19 protein-coding genes are annotated in these 20,824 nt (G+C 59.6%); 13 read left to right on the top strand and 6 right to left on the bottom strand.

Annotated features, from left to right (window positions below; genetic code table 11):
- Positions 1 to 18: 18 nt before the first annotated feature.
- From BN1118_RS01650 to BN1118_RS01635, 4 genes are all read right to left on the bottom strand, one after another.
- Positions 19 to 474: a c-type cytochrome gene (locus BN1118_RS01650; protein WP_042870432.1), complete on the bottom strand. Its 456-nt coding sequence runs from the start codon at positions 472 to 474 to the stop codon at positions 19 to 21.
- 200 nt (positions 475 to 674) lie between these two features.
- Positions 675 to 1,703 carry an L-threonine 3-dehydrogenase gene (gene tdh / locus BN1118_RS01645; protein WP_043554274.1) on the bottom strand — a complete coding sequence of 343 codons (1,029 nt, stop codon included), beginning with the start codon at positions 1,701 to 1,703 and terminating at the stop codon, positions 675 to 677.
- A 56-nt stretch (positions 1,704 to 1,759) separates the two neighbouring features.
- A complete protein-coding gene (locus BN1118_RS01640; RefSeq protein WP_043554272.1) occupies positions 1,760 to 2,950 on the bottom strand; it encodes a glycine C-acetyltransferase in 1,191 nt (396 codons plus the stop codon).
- Between the two features lie 115 nt (positions 2,951 to 3,065).
- On the bottom strand, positions 3,066 to 3,710 hold the full coding sequence (locus BN1118_RS01635) for a TetR/AcrR family transcriptional regulator (protein ID WP_042870427.1): 645 nt from the start codon (positions 3,708 to 3,710) through the stop codon (positions 3,066 to 3,068).
- A gap of 146 nt (positions 3,711 to 3,856) precedes the next feature.
- On the opposite strand from BN1118_RS01635, the gene rfaD reads away from it, so the two are divergent.
- The 6 genes from rfaD to BN1118_RS01605 all read left to right on the top strand — a co-directional run bounded on the left by rfaD (position 3,857) and on the right by BN1118_RS01605 (position 10,854).
- Positions 3,857 to 4,813, top strand: a complete 957-nt coding sequence (gene rfaD, locus BN1118_RS01630; protein WP_043142960.1) for an ADP-glyceromanno-heptose 6-epimerase — start codon at positions 3,857 to 3,859, stop codon at positions 4,811 to 4,813.
- 119 nt (positions 4,814 to 4,932) lie between these two features.
- Positions 4,933 to 6,696 (top strand): bifunctional glycosyltransferase family 4 protein/polysaccharide deacetylase, encoded by a 1,764-nt coding sequence (locus BN1118_RS01625; protein ID WP_043554270.1) that lies wholly within the window; start codon positions 4,933 to 4,935, stop codon positions 6,694 to 6,696.
- Entirely contained in the window at positions 6,697 to 7,911 is a 1,215-nt protein-coding gene (locus tag BN1118_RS01620) for an O-antigen ligase family protein (RefSeq protein WP_084213976.1), read from the top strand.
- Positions 7,908 to 8,573 carry a glycosyltransferase family 25 protein gene (locus BN1118_RS01615; protein ID WP_043554269.1) on the top strand — a complete coding sequence of 222 codons (666 nt, stop codon included), beginning with the start codon at positions 7,908 to 7,910 and terminating at the stop codon, positions 8,571 to 8,573. Before BN1118_RS01620 ends, BN1118_RS01615 begins: the two co-directional genes overlap by 4 nt.
- An 85-nt stretch (positions 8,574 to 8,658) precedes the next feature.
- The gene (locus tag BN1118_RS01610) at positions 8,659 to 9,687 is read left to right on the top strand and encodes a glycosyltransferase family 9 protein (protein WP_043554268.1); all 1,029 of its coding nucleotides are present in this window, start codon (positions 8,659 to 8,661) and stop codon (positions 9,685 to 9,687) included.
- 54 nt (positions 9,688 to 9,741) lie between these two features.
- A complete protein-coding gene (locus tag BN1118_RS01605; protein ID WP_043554267.1) occupies positions 9,742 to 10,854 on the top strand; it encodes a glycosyltransferase family 9 protein in 1,113 nt (370 codons plus the stop codon).
- Here the strand turns inward: BN1118_RS01605 and BN1118_RS01600 are convergent.
- Both BN1118_RS01600 and BN1118_RS01595 read right to left on the bottom strand, forming a co-directional pair.
- On the bottom strand, positions 10,790 to 11,857 hold the full coding sequence (locus BN1118_RS01600) for a glycosyltransferase family 9 protein (protein WP_043554266.1): 1,068 nt from the start codon (positions 11,855 to 11,857) through the stop codon (positions 10,790 to 10,792). The two genes, BN1118_RS01605 and BN1118_RS01600, sit on opposite strands and share 65 nt — an antisense overlap.
- Positions 11,858 to 12,024: 167 nt before the next feature.
- Positions 12,025 to 12,888 (bottom strand): YicC/YloC family endoribonuclease, encoded by an 864-nt coding sequence (locus BN1118_RS01595; protein ID WP_042870412.1) that lies wholly within the window; start codon positions 12,886 to 12,888, stop codon positions 12,025 to 12,027.
- A 290-nt stretch (positions 12,889 to 13,178) separates the two neighbouring features.
- Between BN1118_RS01595 and rph the strand changes: the two genes are divergently transcribed.
- From rph to ccoG, 7 genes are all read left to right on the top strand, one after another.
- Entirely contained in the window at positions 13,179 to 13,895 is a 717-nt protein-coding gene (rph, locus tag BN1118_RS01590) for a ribonuclease PH (RefSeq protein WP_043142571.1), read from the top strand.
- Positions 13,896 to 13,970: 75 nt separating this feature from the next.
- Complete coding sequence (pyrE, locus tag BN1118_RS01585; protein WP_043554265.1) at positions 13,971 to 14,624, top strand: orotate phosphoribosyltransferase; 654 nt, start codon at positions 13,971 to 13,973, stop codon at positions 14,622 to 14,624.
- 195 nt (positions 14,625 to 14,819) lie between these two features.
- Positions 14,820 to 17,240 carry a heavy metal translocating P-type ATPase gene (locus BN1118_RS01580; protein ID WP_043554264.1) on the top strand — a complete coding sequence of 807 codons (2,421 nt, stop codon included), beginning with the start codon at positions 14,820 to 14,822 and terminating at the stop codon, positions 17,238 to 17,240.
- A 10-nt stretch (positions 17,241 to 17,250) separates the two neighbouring features.
- The gene (gene cueR / locus BN1118_RS01575) at positions 17,251 to 17,640 is read left to right on the top strand and encodes a Cu(I)-responsive transcriptional regulator (protein ID WP_042035872.1); all 390 of its coding nucleotides are present in this window, start codon (positions 17,251 to 17,253) and stop codon (positions 17,638 to 17,640) included.
- Positions 17,641 to 17,724: 84 nt separating this feature from the next.
- A complete protein-coding gene (locus BN1118_RS01570; protein ID WP_043142562.1) occupies positions 17,725 to 18,879 on the top strand; it encodes a GGDEF domain-containing protein in 1,155 nt (384 codons plus the stop codon).
- A gap of 31 nt (positions 18,880 to 18,910) precedes the next feature.
- A complete protein-coding gene (locus BN1118_RS01565; protein WP_042870400.1) occupies positions 18,911 to 19,174 on the top strand; it encodes a YihD family protein in 264 nt (87 codons plus the stop codon).
- A 195-nt stretch (positions 19,175 to 19,369) separates the two neighbouring features.
- Positions 19,370 to 20,818, top strand: a complete 1,449-nt coding sequence (gene ccoG / locus BN1118_RS01560) for a cytochrome c oxidase accessory protein CcoG (RefSeq protein ID WP_043142559.1) — start codon at positions 19,370 to 19,372, stop codon at positions 20,816 to 20,818.
- Positions 20,819 to 20,824 lie beyond the last annotated feature (6 nt).

Raw genomic sequence — 20,824 nt, 5'->3', positions numbered from 1 at the left:
TGCGGCCCTTTCAATCACTTAGAGCTTGTCGATCATATAGTGAATGGCGTTTTCGATCTCTTCATCGCTACAGGTGGCGCAAGTTCCCCGTGGCGGCATGACGCCGGTCTTGCCAGCGAAGCCTTCGATGGCATGTTTCTTCAATGTATCAATGCCTTGGGCAATACGTGGCTCCCACGCTGCCTTGTCACCGCGTTTCGGTGCACCGGCAATCCCCATGTCATGGCAGGCGAAGCAAGCGCCCTTGAACACGGCCTCGCCATCGCGTGGGCCTGAGGGGGCCGCCGTCGCAGGAGCTGCGCCTGCGGTCGCAATTCCTTCCAGATCCTTGGCGGTATAGACTTGACCGACAGGCTTGATCCGTTCGGCAATCGCTTCCGGTGACATATCATCGGCAGCAAGCACCACGCCGGACAGACTGGCAGCCGTCATCCCGACAACCAGCAAATAGCTCAGTTTTTTCAACACGCTCATGTACTCCCAGCAGGCTTTTATTATCCCTAGAAAACGACTGGATTATAACCGAATAGTTACAGCCATTTAAACGCTTGTGTGTGAAGTGTTAAGCACTCTGCGTGCAAAGTTTCTTCGTCAGATCACAAACTGGCGAGGAGAGGCGTAGAAAAAGAAACCCGGTCTTCACCGGGTTTCATGGGATTGAGCCGCCGGGAGGCTTATTTATCCCAGCTGAGGATCACCTTGCCGGACTGGCCGGAGCGCATGGCATCGAAGCCCTGCTGGAAGTCATCTATATCAAAACGGTGGGTGATGATGGGGGAGAGGTCCAGTCCGGACTGGATCAGGCTGGCCATCTTGTACCAGGTCTCGAACATCTCGCGACCGTAGATCCCTTTGATAAACAAACCCTTGAAGATCACCTTGCCCCAGTCGATGGCCATGGTGGCGGGGGGGATGCCGAGCATGGCTATTTTGCCGCCGTGGTTCATCTTGTCGATCATGTCCTGGAAGGCGCTGGGCACGCCGGACATCTCCAGCCCCACGTCGAAGCCTTCAGTCATGCCCAGCTCGCTCATCACGTCGGAGAGTTTCTCCTTGGCCACGTTGACGGCGCGGGTGGCGCCCATCTTGCGGGCCAGCTCCAGCCGGTATTCGTTGACGTCGGTGATCACCACATGGCGGGCGCCCACGTGGCGGCAGACGGCGGCAGCCATGATGCCGATGGGGCCTGCGCCCGTGATCAGCACGTCTTCACCCACCAGGTCGAAGGAGAGGGCTGTGTGCACCGCGTTGCCGAACGGATCGAAGATGGCAGCCAGCTCATCGGGTATGTTGTCCGGCAGCTTGAAGGCGTTGAAGGCCGGGATCACCAGATACTCGGCGAAGGCGCCCGGGCGGTTGACCCCGACGCCTATGGTGTTGCGGCACAGATGGGTGCGGCCGGCGCGGCAGTTGCGGCAATGACCGCAGGTGATATGCCCTTCACCAGAGACGCGATCCCCCACGGCGAAGCCGCGTACTTCCTGGCCGATGGCGACCACTTCCCCGACGTATTCATGGCCGACCACCATGGGCACCGGAATGGTTTTCTGGGACCAGTCGTCCCAGTTGTAGATGTGGATGTCGGTGCCACAGATGGCAGTCTTGCGGATCTTGATCAGCAGGTCGTTGTGGCCGAGCTCGGGGGCCGGTACGTCCGTCATCCAGATGCCGACTTCTTTGTGCAGTTTGGAGAGTGCTTTCATGGTTGTTCCTTCACAATGAATGCAGAAAAAAGGGGCGTTCGGCCCCTTGATTCAAATCAGATAACGCCGAGTTCACGGCCGATGCGGATGAAGGCATCGATGGCTTTGTCCAGCTGCTCGCGGGTGTGGGCGGCAGACATCTGGGTGCGAATGCGCGCCTGGCCCTTGGGCACGACCGGGAAGGAGAAGCCCACCACATAGATGCCGGCAGCCAGCATGCGGCTCGCCATCTCGGAGGCCAGCTTGGCATCCCCCAGCATCACAGGGATGATGGCGTGATCGGCACCTGCCAGGGTGAAGCCGGCGGCGCTCATCCGCTCGCGGAAATACTGGCTGTTCTCTTTGAGGCGAGCGCGAAGTGCGTGGCCGTCGGCCAGCATGTCGATCACCTTGATGGTGGCCGAGACGATGGAGGGGGCCAGGGAGTTGGAGAAGAGATAGGGGCGGGAGCGCTGACGCAGCCAGTCGATCGCCTCTTTCTTGCCGGAGGTGTAGCCGCCGGAGGCGCCGCCGAGCGCCTTGCCCAGGGTGCCAGTGATGATGTCGACCCTGTCCAGCACGCCGCAGTATTCGTGGGTGCCGCGGCCGTTCTCGCCGATGAAGCCGACGGCGTGGGAGTCGTCCACCATCACCAGGGCATCGTATTTGTCGGCCAGATCGCAGATGGATGTGAGGTCGGCGATGACCCCGTCCATGGAGAAGACCCCGTCGGTGGCGATCAGCTTGAAGCGGGCGCCGTCGGCGTCAGCCTGCTTGAGCTGGGCTTCCAGCTCGGCCATGTCGTTGTTGGCGTAGCGATAGCGTTTGGCCTTGCACAGCCGCACGCCGTCTATGATGGAGGCGTGGTTGAGGGCATCGGAGATGATGGCGTCTTCGGCGCCGAACAGGGTCTCGAACAGGCCGCCGTTGGCATCGAAGCAGGAGGAGTAGAGGATGGTGTCCTCGGTGCCGAGGAAGGTGGACAGCTTCTGTTCCAGCACCTTGTGATTGTCCTGGGTGCCGCAGATGAAGCGCACCGAGGCCATGCCGAAGCCGTGGCTATCCAGCCCCTGATGGGCCGCTTCGATAAGGTCCGGGTGGTTGGCCAGCCCCAGATAGTTGTTGGCACAGAAGTTCAGTACCTGCTCGCCACCCACCGCAATCTGGGCCTGCTGGGCCGAGGTGATGATGCGCTCCTGCTTGTACAATCCTTCCGCCTGCACCTGGCTAAGTTGCTCGGTCAGGTGACGATAGAATCCGTTAGACATCCTCGATCCTCATTGGCTATTTCAGCTGATTATCAACAATGGGCAGTATTTTACTGCAATCTGTTGCGGTGAATTCAAATGATTGTGCTGATATTCAACAATTGTGAAACAGATCTCACCCTGCTGGTTGGGCCAGTTGGCGGTAATGCTGCTCCAGCTGGCGGATCTGCCCGGCCACCTGGGGCTGTACATAGGGGCGCAGCAGGAACAGCACCCGCAATACCCCCTGATAGAGCAGCGGCTTGGTGATGCGGGTATTGGGCGCCTGGGCAATCTGGAACGGGATCCAGCAGGTCACCACCATTTTGATGGTCTGGCCAAGGTCGGGCAGGTCTTCGTCGTTGACGTCAATGATGCCCCCCTCACGCAGGCTCCTGAGCAGGGCAACCACGGAGGAGCGCAACTGCTCCTGGGCCTTGAGGTATTTCTGCTGCAGTGGCTCATCGCGACTCAGGATGTCCGGTAGATTTGCGTAGAAGAAACGGAACTGCCACATCAGATAGAAGATGGCATCCAGGTAGCCCATCAGGTTTTCCAGCTTGATCTCGTTGCTGCGCGCCGGGGTGAAGCTCTCGCTCAGGTGACGGGCGTATTGATCAAAAATCGAGTGGATGATGTCTTCTTTATTCCTGAAGTGGTAATAAAGGTTGCCAGGGCTGATGCCAAGATGGGCGGCAATGTGGTTGGTGGTGATGTTGCGCTCACCCTGATCGTTGAACAGCTCTGTGGCGCTGTGAATGATCCTGTCTCTGGTTTTCATCACTGTTCCCTCTGACGGGCCCGTTGCATCAAGGTCGAATCCCCTTGCGGCCCGTGATAAACTTTTCGGCAATTTCAAATTGGCTCACTATACACAGCTTTAACAAGCAGTCACACGTGACCATCAACGTACGCGAGGCAAACTCCATGATCGTAGTAACTGGCGGTGCTGGCTTTATCGGCAGCAATCTGGTCAAGCAGCTGAACGCTCAAGGACGTACCGATATCGTGGTCATCGATGACTTGACCGACGGCACCAAGTTCGTCAACCTGGTCGATCTGACCATTGCCGATTACATGGATAAGGACGAGTTCCAGGCGCGGATCGTCTCCGGTGACGAGTTTGAAGAGTGGGACGACGGCATCGAGGTGATCTTCCACGAAGGTGCCTGCTCCGCGACCACCGAGTGGAACGGTAAGTTCATCATGGAGGTCAACTACGAGTACTCCAAGGATCTGTTCCACTACTGCATCGAGCGGGAGATTCCGTTCATCTACGCCTCCTCTGCTGCCACCTATGGCGGGCGGAATGACAACTTCATCGAAGATCCCAAGTTCGAGCAGCCACTCAACGTCTATGGCTACTCCAAGCAGCTGTTCGACCAGTACGTGCGTCGCTGGATGCCAGAGATCAACTCCCAGGTGGTCGGTCTCAAGTACTTCAACGTCTACGGTCCACGCGAGCAGCACAAGGGCTCCATGGCTTCCGTCGCCTTCCACCTCAATACCCAGGTGAAGAAGGGTGAGAATCCCAAGCTGTTCGAAGGCTGTGACGGTTTCCCGAACGGTGGCCAGATGCGTGACTTCATCTATGTGGATGACGTCTGCAAGGTGAACCTCTGGTTCTGGCAGAACCCGCAGCACTCCGGCATCTTCAACTGCGGTACCGGCCGTGCCGAGCCGTTCCAGAACGTGGCCGAAGCCGTGATCCAGCATCACCAGAAAGGGGCAATCGAGTACATTCCCTTCCCGGATCATCTCAAGGGTCGCTATCAGAGCTTCACCCAGGCAGACATGACCAGGCTGCGCGGTGTCGGTTATGACGCCGAGTTCAAGACAGTGGCCGAGGGCGTGGCCGACTACATGGCCTGGCTCAACCGCTAACGGGTGAGCACAAGGCGGCAGTGTTGCGCACAAAACCGGAAGCAGGCACTCGCCAGCTTCCGGTTTCTGGCGTTTGTTACGGCTTGCCGTTCCTCTCTTCTCTACCGGGTAACCGCGCGATGAACATATTGATGGCACTCTCCCAGCTCGAAGTGACGGGAGCTGAGGTCTATGCCACCACGGTCGGTAACGAATTGACCCGGCGTGGTCACAACGTTTTTTACGTTTCAGACACGCTGACCAAGCCCACTCTGGGTGCGGTGTTCAAGCTGCGTTTCAACAAGCGCAGCATACTGCGCCGCTTCTGGCATGTGTTTTATCTCATCTACCTCATCAAGAAGCATCACATCCAGTTAGTGCATGCACACTCCCGAGCCTCCGGCTGGAGCAGCTATGTGGCCTGCAAGCTGACCGGTACGCCGATGATCACCACGGTTCATGGCCGTCAGCCGGTGCACGCCTCCCGCAAGGCTTTCCATGCCCTCGGGTTCAGGGCCGTGGCGGTGTGCGAGGATATTGCCCACCAGATCATCGACAATCTGGGGGTAGATCCGGCCATAGTGCAGGTGCTGCGCAACGGCATCGAGACTGACAAGTTTCAGCCAGTGCCGGCCCCGCACAACGCCAGGCCGGTGATCGCCATCATTGGCCGGTTGAGCGGGCCCAAGGGTGAGCTCTGCTATCGCCTGCTGGACGAGGTGCTGGATCTGGATGCCTGTCAGGTTCGGGTGGTGAGCGGCAGCCAGCTGCCCGAGCGTTTCCACCGCTTCCAGAAGCAGGTCGATTTCGTCGGTTATGTGGATGATGTTCCTGCCTTGCTGGCGGGATGTGATCTGGTGATCGGTGCAGGCCGGGTGGCGATGGAAGCCCTGCTATGTGGGCGTCCCGCGTTTGCCATCGGAGAGGCCAAGGCGATTGGTCTGGTGACCGAACAGAATCTGGCCGAGGCGTTGGCCAGCAACTTTGGTGACATAGGCCCCCAGGATCTGGCGATCGACTTCACCGCCTTGAAGGCACAGATAGCACCCGCGTTAGCCAGCAAGAGTGTGCCTGAGGCCATTCGCCAGCGCATTCAGGATGAGTATGGCTTGGAGAAAGTAGTATCCGGGCTGGAATCCATCTATCAGGATGCGGTGGTCGAGACCCTGCGCCGCGAGATGCCTGTCATCATGTACCACCGCTTCATCGAGCATGACAGCGAGAAGGGGGTACATGGTACCTGGATGCCGATTGCCATGTTCGAGAAGCATCTTCGTTTAATGAAATTGCTGGGTTATGAAACTCTGACCTTCCGCGATCTGGCGGACAAGGGCTTCATTCACCGCCTGCAGTACGGCAAGAAGTACCTGATGATTACCGCCGATGACGGCTATCAGGACAACCTGACCCGCATGCTGCCACTGCTGGAAAAATATGGTTACAAAGCAGTCGTATACGTGGTCACGGGAGAAGGTTATAACCGCTGGGACGTGGAGCATGCGAGCAACCCGGACACCCGGGTTGACCTGATGAATGGCGAGCAGCTCAAGGCGCTGACGGCATCCGGCCATGTGGAGATCGGTGGTCATACTCTGACCCATCCCAGGCTGAGCAAACTTGCACCCGAGCAGCAAGCTCATGAAATAAGAGAAAATAAACGGCAACTTGAGGCCTTGCTCAGCCACTCTCTGCTGTCGTTCGCCTACCCTTATGGGGATATGGATGAGAGCGCCAAGGTGCAGGTGCAGGCCGCAGGCTACCGTTTTGCCGTGGCGACCAACAGTGGTCCCAGGGCCATGCACCAGGACCCTTTCCGGATCCGTCGCATCGCCATTTTCCCTCGTACCGATGTTTTTGGCCTGTGGCGCAAAATCCGGGGTAACTATGTCTTCAGGAAATCTTGATTGATGCCCAGCAGAAGCCTTGCATTGCTCGATAGAACCACCACTGCTCTGTTTGCGCTGACCATCCTGTTCTCTTTTTGTGGCTTGTTTCTGGCCCCTGCCGGCCAGAGCATTCAATCCAATCTACTGGCCGTGACCGGCATATTCGGTTTGTTGAATTACTTTGTCGGCAAACAACGGGATGTCGGGCTCAAAGACCGTCGCATTCTCTGGGGACTGCTGGTCTATGCCGTCATGATCTTCGTGAACCGGTTGATCCACGGTGATCAATACGGGGTCATGCGCGGGCTGTTTTATGTCGTCGTCTTTGCGCTGATGATACCGCGCAAGCCGATCCTGTTGATGCTGGGTTATCTGGCCATCGTGCTGGGCGGGATGGGATTGGGCATCCTCGGCATCTGGCAGCATCAGCACGGCATTGCCAGGGTGGAAGGCTTTACCAACGCGATTCTCTTTTCGCAGGCGGCGCTGACGTTGTCAATTCTCAACTGGTTTGTCTTTCAGCAGGGGCAGCTGCCTTACTGGTTGAAGGGCAGTGCTCTGGTTGGCCTGATTGCGGCCATGTTTGCGCTTTATCTCTCCCAGAGCCGGGGAGTCTGGCTCGCTTTCGGGGTCATTCTTGCCTATGTCATCTGTTACAAGGCCTATTTCAAGCCGTGGAAATACGTTGCGGTAGCCATATTGTGTACGGCCACAACGGGAGCCATTTATCATACCAATCAGCTGGTTCAGGTTCGGGTCGCGGAGGCGGTTTCGGATATCAACTCGGCAGAAAAGGGCTCGTACGATTCATCGTGGGGTCTGCGTGTTATTGCCTGGCAGAGTGCCTGGCTGGGTTTTTTGGATTCGCCAATGGCAGGCGTGGGCACGGATGGCTTCGACGCATTGAAACAAACCCAGGTCAATAATCATCAGATATCTCCCCTGATATTTCATCCGGCGTTGGTCCACTCGCATAATCAATATATGCAGAACCTGGTAGTTCGAGGCAGCATCGGATTTGTTGCACTGGTGATATTTCTTGGCCTGCCGCTCTATTTTGCCGCGAAAAATATAAACAGGATTTCTGCAGGGGTACTGGTGCCTCTGGCGTTTGCGATTAATTCGCTAAGCGATGTTCCGTTTGAACATCAAGGGGTGCTCTATTTGTATACGCTCAGCCTGGTTTTCATCTGGTTTGCCCATGAGTTTGAAAAGGATACCTGTACGTCATGATTCCGGTTTTTGTCATCAGTTTGGCTCGCAGCGTTGAGCGGCGGGCGATGGTTGTACAGCAGATGGCGCATCTTGGCATCAATTTCGAGTTTGTAGATGCGACCGATGGGAAAGCATTGAGCAGTGCGGAACTTGCCAAGGTTGATTTGGAGCTGGCCAAAGAAGTATGTGGCCATGAACTGAGTTTTGGCGAGATTGGCTGCGCCATGAGCCATATCCGAGTTTATGAGCGCATAGTCGCCGAGGGTATTGAGCGCTGCGTGGTGCTTGAGGATGACATCTACCTGCACATGCACAGCAAGGCGATCATCGAGACGATAGTGCACTCCTGCCAGTCCGAGATCGTCTTCCTGCATCATGGCAAAGCCAAGCGCTGGCCAATTCTTTCCTCTTTGCCGGGTGGTTATCGGCTTGCCAGATATCTGACACCGAGTCGCACCTCCAGGAGAGGGATCCTGTCGACCGCAGGGTATGTTCTGACCCTGGCCGGGGCGAAGAAATTATTGCAGTGTGCTTATCCGCTGCGCATGCCTTCCGATTATCTGACTGGTCGCCTGCAGCTTAATGGCCTGGCCGCTTCCGGTGTTGAGCCCTGTTGCCTGGATGTGGATCTCTTTACCACCACGATTGATGATCGGGCTTACGGCCACTATCTGGAATAGGCGGGTTGTCCTGACCGGGATTGGGGTCAGTAAACACCCCTGCTGTCCCGGTCGGCGAAGTGGGGCCATACATGCTGGATAATCTATGAATTTCAAAAAGTTGCTTACCCATTCCATCGCCAAGTGGGTCATTGGCAGCCAGCCTGCTGCCATCCCGAGCCCCGTTGGAACAGAAGTGGCAAGCGTGCTGCTGGTCGGTTATGACGCCATCGGCGACTTCATTCTGTCATTGCCCGCCATTGCACAGCTCAGGCGCCTGTATCCAGCCGCCCGATTTGACCTCGTATGCAGCCAGCGCAACGCGCTGCTGGCGGCATCTGTGCCCGGTATTGATCAATGCCATGTGATCACCCTGAACGACACCCTGTTGCCAGCGGGCATGTGGTGCAAACTGCGCGAGCTCAGGCAACGGCACTATGACGTGGTCATCAACCTGTTCGATGAGCCTGACGATATCGCCATGGCCAAGCTGTTGTTGCTGGCCAATGGTCGATTGCAGTCATTGCCCCTGCGCTTCAAGAGCGAACAGCAGCAGAAGTTGCTGCCGCTGTTCAACGAAAAGGCCATCATAGTGCCGTCACGCCCGATCCGGGATCATTTCGTCTATCGCATGCTCAGCGTGGCGGGGGATCAAGCGGACGTGCCGGTCACCATACCATCGCCCTGCAATGAACGGCTGGATACCAGTGGCTATGGGCGTTATCTGCTGGTCAATCTGACCGGCAGTCAGGTGGGCAATTCGATGGCGAATGAGCAAATCAACGGCATTCTGGCTCAATTGCCTGTGTATGCTGGGGTTTCCTATCTGGTCTTCTCCAGGCGCCCTTTGGCATGCCAGCGGCAGGATATGACAGCCCTGTTTCCCGACACCATTCTCGATGCGGCAAAGATTATCAAGGATGCGCAGGGTGTCATCTCGACCGATACCTCCATCATCCATATCTCGTCTTCGTTCGGGGTGCCCACCCTGGTGTTGATGAACAACGAGTCCTGGCGCGATGCCTTTATTCCACTCTCTGGCCGCAATATCATCCTGAGATCGACCACGGACAACCTTTCAGCGCTTTCGCCTGCCGAGATCAGCCGTCAGGTCGATGCCTTGATGGCGCTCTAGTCACGTCAGACTGTTATCATACCTTCCCAATTCAACGGCCATCCTGGTGGATTCATGTCATTAATCAACGACCTGCAACTCAAGCGTGACATTCTTCGCCGCAAGATGGGACGGTTCCTGTTTGATCGAAAGCGGCCCGAACCTACCAGGGAGAGCGAGGGAAAAGTCGTCCTGCTGCGCTGGGATGCCAAACTGGGCGATGCGATCGTCTCGTCCTGGGTGGCCCGCGAACTAAAGCGGGTCAACCCGGCACGTGAGGTATGGATCGTGACAACGGCAGCCATGGCTCCCCTGTTTCGCGATCATTTTGGCATGGATAGGGTCATCGAGGTGCCCAAGCGCCCCGGTTATTGTCAACTCAGGCGGCTGGCACAGTCACTGGGGGAGGTCGGTTGCCTGGTTCATTTTGGCAAGATGTTGAAGATGAAGGATATCTTTTTCATCAGCCAGGTCAGGGCAGATTGGGTCGCCGGCATGGACGATGCCCTGCAGGCCATCAATCTCAAGCTGGGAGCCGCGTCCAGCGGCATGCACTTCTCCGACAAGTTTGCCCTGCTGTTGAATCGACTCGGGGTGGCAGACCCGGATCGGCGCTACATCATCCCCGCTTTGGGCCAGGACGCGTCGGTTGCGGGCTGGTGGCCAGATGATGTCGTGCTCTGTTTCAACCCTTATGGCAGCGGCAGCTCCCGCCGTCTGAAGCCTGAGCTGATCCGGCAGATGCTGGAGAGGATGCTGGACGCCGGCCCATTTGCCATCTGCCTGCTATATCCGCCGGGCATGGAGGCTGAAGTCGCAGGGATCCGGGCCGGGCTCACCCGACCGGAGCGCATGGTATTGTCACCCGATGCACCCTCGCTGGCGGGCCTGTTTGCCCAGTTGCGTCAGAGTCAGGGCCTCATCTCGGTGGACACGGCGACCATACATATCGCGGCCGGGCTGGAGCAACCCATTCTGGGTCTCTACAACCCGGATATAGGGGGTGGCAACGAGAATTTCCTGGAGTGGCATCCCAACTCCCCGTCAGCGACCGTCCTGTTCTCGGAGAATCTCCGCGAACAGGACATCAACTCTCTCAACCTGACCGAGTTCGACCGGCTATTCAGGCAGTGGCTGCTTGCCAATCAGGCAGCGCTGTCAGTCGGGCAATCACCAGCTCGGGTGTGATGGCGCGCAACAGGGTTTCATCGATGAAGTCCTTTTCCGCATTCTGCGGCAGCTGGAAGGCCGGTCCCTTGGCATCGAAGATATCGATGGCCTGATAGCGGGGGTGGTTGACCGGATTGGCGATGATCTTGTCGCCGCCGGGGGCCACTATGGTCAGCAGGGGCAGGTCTATGGCCTGGGCCATGTGGCGGGGGCCCGTGTCGTTGCCGACAAACAGTTGGCAATGGGCGAACAGCCCCACCAGTTCCCGTACCGAGCGGGTCTTGACCTGATCAAACACGCTGCCCTGCAAAACGGCAGGCAGCAGCGGCTTGAGACCGCGGTTGTACTCCTCTTCCCCCGGCCCGCAGTAGATCAGGATCTGGGCGTTGTGCTGTTCGATGAGCCATTGGGCAACCTGGGCGAAGCAGTCGATGGGCCAGCGCTTGTAGTGCCCCAGCGAGTTGACGCCCATGGCGATCAAGGGCCGCGCGGGATCGACGCCGGCCGCCTGCAAGGTTTCCCGTCCCTGCTGTTTCTCCTCTTCGCTCAGCCAGAGATGGTAATTGCGATCTTCTTTGGCCAGTTTGAGCGGCTTGAGCAGCGAGAAGCGGTCGTCGATCAGGGTACTGTTGCCCTGGAATTCGGTGTCTTTGCGAAAGCGCACTATGCGGTTGTGGCCGAGCCGCCAGGGGAAGGAGTCAAATCCTATCCGCAACCTGGCACCGGAGAAGAGGCAGGTCAGCAGGCCTATCATCTGGCCCTGGCTGTTGACTACCACGTCATAGTGTTCGCGGCGGATGTCCAGCAGCAGGTCTTTCATGTAGCGCCAGTCGTTGCGCCTGGCTTTCTCTATGATGAGGAGTCGATCGATATTGGGATTGCCCTGCGCCATACCCGCGCAATAATCCATGACCAGATAGTGAACTTCCCCGGTTGGATCGTTCTGCTTGAGGTTGTTGCACAGCGCGGTGGAGATCAGCACATCCCCTATCTGTTTGGTTTGTACTACAAGGTATTTCATAAGGCAGGCCTCAATAGAGGTCGTTGTTGAGCATCAGCGTGACAGCATACCGCACAAGCGAGTCAGATGCTGTCGGTCAGGAATGAAAATCCGATCTGGCTCAAGCCAAGGGTAGTGTGGTGCAGGCATGGAGTAGAAGCCCGTCGTTGACGGGCTTCTTGCATCCATTACTCTATGTTCTGGATCTGCTCGCGCATCTGCTCGATGAGCACCTTCAGCTCGACGGCGGACTGGGTCACCTCGGCGTTGATGGACTTGGAGCCCAGCGTGTTCGACTCGCGGTTGAACTCCTGCATCATGAAGTCGAGACGGCGGCCACAGGCGCCACCCTTCTTCATGATCTTGATGGTTTCGCTGATGTGCATCTCCAGTCGATCCAGCTCTTCGGCCACGTCGATCTTCTGGGCCAGCAGCACGATTTCCTGCTCGATACGGGCCGGATCCAGTTCCACCTTGGCCTCGGTCAGGCGATCGGTGAGCTTCTGGCGCTGCCACTCGATGATCTGCGGCAGATGTATGCGCACCTTCTTCACTTCCACCTGGATGCCATCCAGACGCTGCTGGATCAAGTTCTTGAGGTTGGCCCCTTCGCTGGCGCGGGAGGCGATGAAGTCTTCCATGGTCTGGTCAAACCCGCCGAGCAGCTCGGTAGCAACCGCATCCATGTCCTGCTCGGCGGCGGCCATGACACCCGGCCAGCGCAGCACGTCGACCGGGTTGAGCTGGCCCTGGCCCGCTTCTTTCATTACCCAGTTGGCGCTGTCGATGATCAGCTTGGCCAGCTCTTCATTGATGTGCAGCTGGCTGGCGGCGGCCTGAGCGGCTTCGAAACGCAGGTTGCACTCCACCTTGCCGCGTTGCAGCTTGGCACGGAAACGCTCACGCAGTACCGGCTCCAGGCTGCGCAGTTGCTCCGGCAGACGGATATAGGTTTCCAGATAGCGCTGGTTGACCGAACGAATTTCCCAAACGGCTGTGCCCCAGTCGCCCTTGAATTCCTTGCGGGCGTAGGCGGTCATGCTGTGAATCATTGATTGTTCCGGGCTTGATGAAGTGTGCGGCCAGTATACTCAGCCAGACTTGTCCCGTCAGCCATAGCCGTGGCTTTAGAACCCGTTCCGGCTTTTGTGGGACAGTGTTGAGCCGGGCCCGGTGCTGCCCCGGCTCATGAACGAGGGTGATAGGCGCCGGTTTCTGCGTGCTTCCTCACCGCTGAGATGACTGCTCACGACCGATGATGAACGGCTTCTTATCGGCTGATATTTGGGGCTGGATCACTTATACTCCTTCGCCAATTTGAGCCAGCCCAGAGGTCCGTTCCATGTCACGTCCAAGCGATCGCAGTGCCGCGCAACTTCGCCCGGTTACCATTACCCGCAATTTCACCAAACATGCAGAAGGCTCAGTGCTGGTGGAGTTCGGTAACACTCGCGTGCTCTGCACCGCCAGCGTCGACACCAGCGTTCCGCGCTTCCTGAAAGGGAAGGGTCAGGGTTGGGTCACCGCCGAATACGGCATGCTGCCGCGCTCCACCCATTCGCGCATGAACCGTGAAGCCGCCGCCGGCAAGCAGAGTGGCCGCACCCTGGAGATCTCCCGTCTGATCGCCCGCTCCCTGCGTGCTGCCGTCGATCTGACCGCGCTGGGCGAGCACTCCATCACGGTGGACTGCGACGTGCTGCAGGCCGATGGCGGCACCCGCACCGCCGCCATTACCGGTGCCTGTGTGGCCTTGGTGGACGCGCTGAACTGGATGGTAGGCAAGGGCATGCTCAAGCAGAGCCCGCTCAAGCAGATGATCGCCGCCGTCTCCGTCGGCATGTATCAGGGCGAAGCCATCTGCGATCTGGAGTACATAGAAGACTCCGCCGCCGAGACCGACATGAACGTGGTGATGACCGAAGATGGCCGCATCATAGAGGTGCAGGGCACAGCGGAGGCGGAACCCTTCACCCATGAGGAGCTGCTGGCGATGCTGGGGCTCGCCAAGGGCGGCATTGAAGAGATCATTGGGCTGCAGAAGCAGTCACTCTCCTGATTTTGAAAACGCGGCCTGGTCCGCGTTTTTTTATACCCCCACACAAGTAAACGACAAGCCAAGCAAGGAGCCAGAATGAAAGCCTACCAGCGTCAATTTATCGAGTTCGCCCTGGAAAAACAGGTCCTCAAATTCGGTGAGTTCACCCTGAAATCCGGCCGTAAAAGCCCCTACTTCTTCAACGCCGGTCTGTTCAACAGCGGTCGCGATCTGGCACGCCTCGGCCGCTTCTATGCCGCCGCCCTGATGGATGCCGGCATCGAGTTCGATGTGCTGTTTGGCCCGGCCTACAAGGGCATCCCCATCGCCTCCGCCACCGCGGTGCAACTGGTGGAGCAACACGACGTGGATGTACCCTGGTGCTTCAACCGCAAGGAGGCCAAGGATCACGGCGAGGGCGGCAATCTGGTGGGCAGCCCGCTCAAGGGGCGCATCATGCTGGTGGATGACGTCATCACCGCCGGCACCGCCATCCGCGAGTCCATGGATCTGATCCAGGCCAACGGCGCCTCCCTGGCCGGGGTACTGATCGCGCTGGATCGCCAAGAGAAGGGCAAGGGGGAGCTCTCCGCCATCCAGGAGGTGGAGCGCGACTACGGCGCCCACATCATCGCCATCATCCAGATGAGCGACCTGATCCAGTATCTGGAAGAGAAGCAGGCCGAGCAGCCGGCGCTGGCAGCGCAACTGGCCGCCATGCAGGCTTATCGCGCCCAGTACGGTATCTGATCGCCGGCTGCTCTTATAAGGCGTGACGTCAATACGGCGGCACCCGTCGCCTGTCCGGGGGATCCGGCAGGGGGCGGGCGCCGTTTTTTCATGTTTAAAAAAGTGCGTGTCGTGGCTTGAGCTTGCCCTTACAGTAAAGGTTAGGGTTTAGCGGTCGGCAGCCAGTTTGGCCGATTGGTTCCGAGGAGGAACAGCATGAGCACCCAACTTCCACCCCCCATTCATCTGCAACTGCCGCTCAGCGGCATGAGCTGCGCCAACTGCGCCAGCCGCATCAGCACAGCCCTCAACCAGCTCGATGGCGTGACGGCCACCGTCAACTTCGCGCTGGAGCAGGCGGCCATCGAGCTAGGTGACCCGGCCCGCTTGCCCGAGGTACTCGACAGCATCACTGGGCAGGGCTACGGCTACGGCCACGAGACCCTCTCCTTCCAGATCAGCGGCATGACCTGTGCCGGTTGCTCCGCGCGTCTCAACAAGATGCTGGCGGCGCTGCCGGGCGTGCTCTCGGCCGAGGTCAATTTCTCCATCGAGCAGGCCCGCATCGAGCTGGTGCCCGGCATGCAGACACCCGCCGCCCTGCGCGAGCAGATAGAGGCGCTCGGCTTTGGTGCCCAGCTGGCGCAGGGCTCGGCCAGTGCGCGCCGCCAACAGTTGCAGGCGCGTGAAGAGCAGGAGGCCGCCGCCGCGCACAAGGCGCTGATCCAGGTTGTTATTTCGGCCCTGCTGACCCTGCCGCTGCTGGTGGGCATGATCGCCATGGCGGGGCTGCTGCCCTGGCATATGCCCGCCTGGCTGGAGCTGGTGCTCGCCACTCCGGTGCAGTTCTGGATCGGGGCCCGTTTCTATCGCGGCGCCTGGCTCGCCCTCAAGAACCGCGCGGCCAATATGGATGTGCTGGTGGCGACCGGCACCAGTGCCGCCTACTTCTACAGCCTCTACCTGCTGCTGACGCTGGGGATGGCCGCCAGCGGCAAGCTCTATTTCGAGGCGAGCGCCATCATCATCACGCTCATTTCGTTGGGCAAACTGCTGGAGGCCCGCGCCCGCCGCAGCACCCAGTCCGCCATTCGCGAACTGATGGCGCTGCGGCCGGAAACCGCCACCGTCTGGCGTGGCGAGAGCTGGCAGAGCCTGGCCATCGACGAGGTGCTGCGCGGTGATCGGCTGCGGGTGCTGGTGGGCGAGCGGGTGCCGGTGGATGGCAAGATAGTGAGCGGCGAGAGTGAGCTGGATGAATCCATTCTCACCGGCGAGAGCCTGCCGGTGCCGCGGGGTATCGGGGAGGGCGTGCTGGGCGGCGCCATCAACCGCTCCGGCGTGCTGGAGATCGAAGCCACGACCGTGGGGGAGGATTCCAGCCTCAGCAAGATCATCGCCCTGGTGGAGAGCGCCCAGATGGGCAAGGCCCCGCTGCAACAGCTGGTGGACAAGGTCTCCGCCGTGTTCGTGCCTGTGGTGATGGCCATAGCCCTGTTTACCCTGCTGGTGTGGTACGCCATCGGCAACGACTTCGGTCAGGCGCTGCTGGCCGCCGTGGCTGTGCTGGTGATCGCCTGTCCCTGCGCGCTGGGGCTGGCGACGCCGGCAGCCATCGTCACCGGCACCGGGGTGGCGGCTCGCCACGGCATCCTGATCAAAGACGTGGATACCCTGCAGAAGGCCCACGCCATCAAGGCGCTCATCTTCGACAAGACAGGCACGCTCACTCAGGGGCGGCCCGTGCTGGCGAGCTGGAGCGGCAATGACGAGCAGTTGCGTCTGGCAGCCGCCTTGCAGCAGGCGAGCGAGCATCCGCTGGCACTGGCCATGCGTGAGGCGGTTGGCACAGACGTGGTGCTGCCCCAGCCGGAGGAGGTCGAGGTGCGGGTCGGTGCCGGGATCAAAGGCCAAGTGGCGGGCCATGAGGTGGCCATCGGCAACGCCTCTTTGCTGGCTCAGCTCGGGATTGAGCAGCCGCAGCAGGATGAACAGCCTGCCGACGGTGCGACCCGGGTCTGGGTCGCCATCGACGGCGTAGCCGTCGGCATAGCCGCCCTGGCCGATACCCTGAGGCCGGAGAGCCCGGAAGCCATCGCCACCCTGCGCCAGCGCGGCATCGCCAGCTGGCTGGTGAGCGGCGATGCGCCAGCACCCGTGGCCCATATCGCCGCCAAGCTGGGGCTGGACGGGGCGTTCGACTCTGTGCTGCCCGCCGGCAAGGTAGACAAGGTGGAGGCGCTGCGCGCACAAACTACCGGGCTGGTGGCCATGGTGGGGGACGGGGTGAACGACGCCCCTGCACTGGCGGCGGCGGACGTGGGCATCGCCATGGGCTCAGGCTCGGACGTGGCGATGGAGACGGCCTCCATCACCCTCATGCGATCGGATCCGCGGCTGGTGGCCGATGCCATCGACATCTCGGCGGCCACCTGGCGCACCATACAGCAGAACCTGTTCTGGGCCTTCGTGTTCAACATCATCGGCATTCCGTTGGCGGCACTGGGCTATCTCAGCCCCGAGCTGGCGGGCGCGGCCATGGCCCTGAGCAGCATCACGGTATTGAGCAATTCCCTGTTACTGAAACGCTGGCAGCCCAAGGCGGGCACCCATGCCGGCGCTCACCTGGATTCGTAAGGAGTCATCAATGAACATCAGCAAGGTTGCCAAGGCCACGGGGCTGACCGCCAAGACCATACGTTACTACGAGAGCATCGGCCTCATCTCGGCGCCGGTACGCAGCGATAACGGCTATCGCAGCTACACGGAAGGGGCGCTGCGGGAGCTGCGCTTCGTCAAGCGGGCGCGGGAGACAGGCTTCAATCTGGAGGAGTGCCAGGAGCTGCTGGCGCTCTACCGGGACGAGCATAGAACCAGTGCCCAGGTGAAGAAGCTGGCGCAGGAGAAGATAGTCGATCTGCGGGCCCGCATCGCCGGCTTGCAGGCCATGCTGGCCTCCCTCGAGGGGCTGGTCTGCTGCTGCCACGGGGATGAAAGCCCCGAGTGTCCCATCCTGGACGAGCTGGAGCGCGGCTGACCAACCGCTTAATAACGGACGTTTTATTGTTGGCCCGGAAGGGGTAGTGGTAGACTGTGCGGCTCTTGTACAGGGAGTACGCAGTTGACTCAGAGTGTGACACGTCAGGTGAAGCAGGCCATCATGGCCCAGCTCTATACTCACGCCTCATTCAGCCTGCCTTGCCTGGGTCTGCTGGCGCTCGGCTGGAGCCTGTTGTTCCACGATTACCTGCCCGCCGGCGAGGCGCTCGGCTGGCTGGCACTGGTCAGCCTGCTGCTGCTGTGTCGCGGCTGGCACCTGCGCTGGCGTCAGCCCAGGCTGGCGCAGATCCCCTTGCCTGTGCTGGAGCGCGAGCTCTTCATCGGGGTCACCATCACCTCCATCATCTGGGCGCTCGGCGTGCTGCTCTACATGGACAAGCTGCCCGACACCTATCGCGCCGCCATGATGATGCTCTCCAGCCTGATCCTCACCGGCAGCGCCATCATGCTGTTTGGCAGCCGCCGCTCCCTCTACGGCGCCGTCTTGCCGCTCGGGCTGGCCATGCTGTTCGAGCTGGGGGCTGGCAACGAGCAGGAGCGGATCGTCTCCTGCATGCTGGCGGGCTATCTGTTTGTCTTCTTGCCGACCCTGCTGCGCCGTCTGCGGCGGGATCAGGTCGCCTCCCTCTATCACCGCTTCTCCAACGCCGATCTGGTGGCCGAGCTGAAGGCGGTCTCAGAGCACCTCAAGCTCACCTCCCGGCTGGATGGCCTGACCGGCATCGCCAATCGCGCCCATCTGGATTACAGCCTGGAGCGGGCCTGGCGCCGCTGTCATCGCGCCAGGGCGCCCCTGTCACTGGTGCTGGTGGATGTGGATTACTTCAAGCAATTCAACGATCTCTATGGTCATCAGCTGGGGGATGAGTGCCTGCAGCGGGTGGCGGGTCTGCTGGCCGAGGTGCAGCGCCGCGAGGATGATCTCGCCGCTCGCTACGGCGGGGAGGAGTTTGCCCTGCTGCTGCCCTGTACCAGCATGCAAGGGGCGCTGCAGATCGCCGAAAACGTGCGGGTGGCGCTCAAGGAGCTGGGCATTCCTCACCAGAAATCCCTGGTTTCCGGCCGGGTCAGTTGCAGCTTCGGGGTGGCGACCCTGGTGCCGGATCAGAGCGGCTCCATCGCCGAGCTTATCCAAAAAGCGGATGCGGCCCTCTATCAGGCCAAGCATAATGGGCGGGATCGTATCGAAGTAGCCTTGATGGGTAAGGTTGCCTGAGTTTCACATGACAGATTTAAAGAGGTTGTCTATGCAATGTCATCGTATCGAAGAGCTGCTGGAGTTGTTGCAGCCTGCCTGGATCAAGGAACAGGACCTCAGCCTGGTGCAGTTCGTGGCCAAACTGGCGGCGGAAGCCGGCTATGAGGGTGCCTTGTCCGACCTGACCGACGACATGCTGATCTACCACCTCAAGATGCGGGAGTCCGACAAGCAGGCGATGATCCCCGGCCTGGCCAAGGATCATGTACCCGACTTCAAGGAAGCCCTGCTCAAGGCGCGCGGCATCAAGTAAAGATTGCTCCAGCTGGAGCCTTTGATGGTGTTCAAAGGAATCTCTGAGAAAGGCGTTTCGTCAACTGGCGACACGCCTTTTTTGTTGCTTGAAATTGCGACATCACTCGAACATTAGATACATTTTACCCACACAATTAGCAGGTTGTTTAAGATATAATCCGCCCCATAACAAATAAGGGAGCTGTGTCTTGCAATGGCCGATCATGAAAAAATCGATATCAAGGATGTCACCGGCGATGTAACGGGGACGTACAACCCCAATACCTTCAAAGCCGGCGATGACAGGTTCAATCCCGGCAACCGCATCTACGTGAGGGCGCAACCCGGTTACTGGCAGCGGGTGCGCAAGGCCATGGGCTGGTTCTTCGTGGTGCTCTTCGTCGCCTTGCCCTGGTTGCGTTATGACGGTCGTCAGGCCGTGTTGTTCGATATCGGCCATCAGCAGTTCCACATCTTCGGTGCCACCATCTGGCCGCAGGACCTGACCCTGCTGGCCTGGATCTTCATGATCGCCGCCTTCGCGCTCTTCTTCGTGACCACCTTCCTCGGCCGGGTCTGGTGTGGCTATCTCTGCCCGCAGACCGTGTGGACCTTCATGTTCATCTGGTTTGAAGAGAAGCTGGAAGGGGCGGCCAACAAACGGCGCAAGCTGGATGCGGCTCCCTGGAGTGGCGAGAAGCTGGCCCGCAAGGGCGCCAAGCATCTGGCCTGGATCCTGCTGTCGCTGGGCACCGGTCTCACCTTCGTTGCCTACTTCCAGGATGTGTTCCAGCTGGTGCCTGACTTCTTCACCCTGCAGGCGAGCGGCTGGGTCATCTTCTGGGTGCTGTTCTTCGCCGCCTGTACTTACGGCAACGCCGGCTGGATGCGCGCCATCATGTGTATCCACATGTGCCCCTATGCCCGCTTCCAGTCCGCCATGTTCGACAAGGATACCTTTATCGTCGGCTACGACACCAAGCGTGGCGAGACCCGGGGAGCCCGTGCCCGCAAGGCCGATCCCAAGGCGTTGGGGCTGGGTGACTGCATCGACTGCGACCTCTGCGTGCAGGTCTGCCCGACCGGCATCGACATCCGCGACGGCCTGCAGTACGAGTGCATCAACTGCGGCGCCTGCGTCGATGCCTGTGACCAGACCATGGATCGCATGGGCTATCCGAAGGGGCTGATCAGCTACACCACCGAGCACAAGCTGGCCCACAACAGCACCCATGTGGCGCGGCCCAAGCTGCTCGGCTACGGCCTGGTGATGGTCATCATGCTGGGGGTGTTCGTCTACAACGCCATGTCCATCATGCCGATGGGGCTCGACATACTGCGGGATCGCAACCAGCTGTTCCGCGAGAACAGCGAGGGGCTCATCGAGAACACCTACACCCTCAAGATCCTCAACAAGACCCTGCATGCCCAGACCTATCAGCTGGATGTGGAAGGGTTGCCGGAGCACCAGTGGTTCGGTCCGCGCGAAGTGACCCTGAAGGCGGGCGAGATCTATACCCTGCCGGTGAGCGTGGCCGTCGACCCCTTCAACCTGAAGAAGCCGACTCTGGACATCCAGTTCGTGCTCAAGCGGGATGGAACGGCACCGGATGACAGCAAGGGCACACTGCGCCAGGCCAGCAAGTTTATCAGCCGGTTGTGATGGCGG

It is taken from the genome of Aeromonas bestiarum, assembly GCF_000819745.1.
In the GTDB taxonomy this organism is placed as follows: domain Bacteria; phylum Pseudomonadota; class Gammaproteobacteria; order Enterobacterales; family Aeromonadaceae; genus Aeromonas; species Aeromonas bestiarum.
The sequence above is the reverse complement of the archived record's forward strand: the minus strand, read 5'-3'. Positions and strand labels throughout refer to the sequence as shown.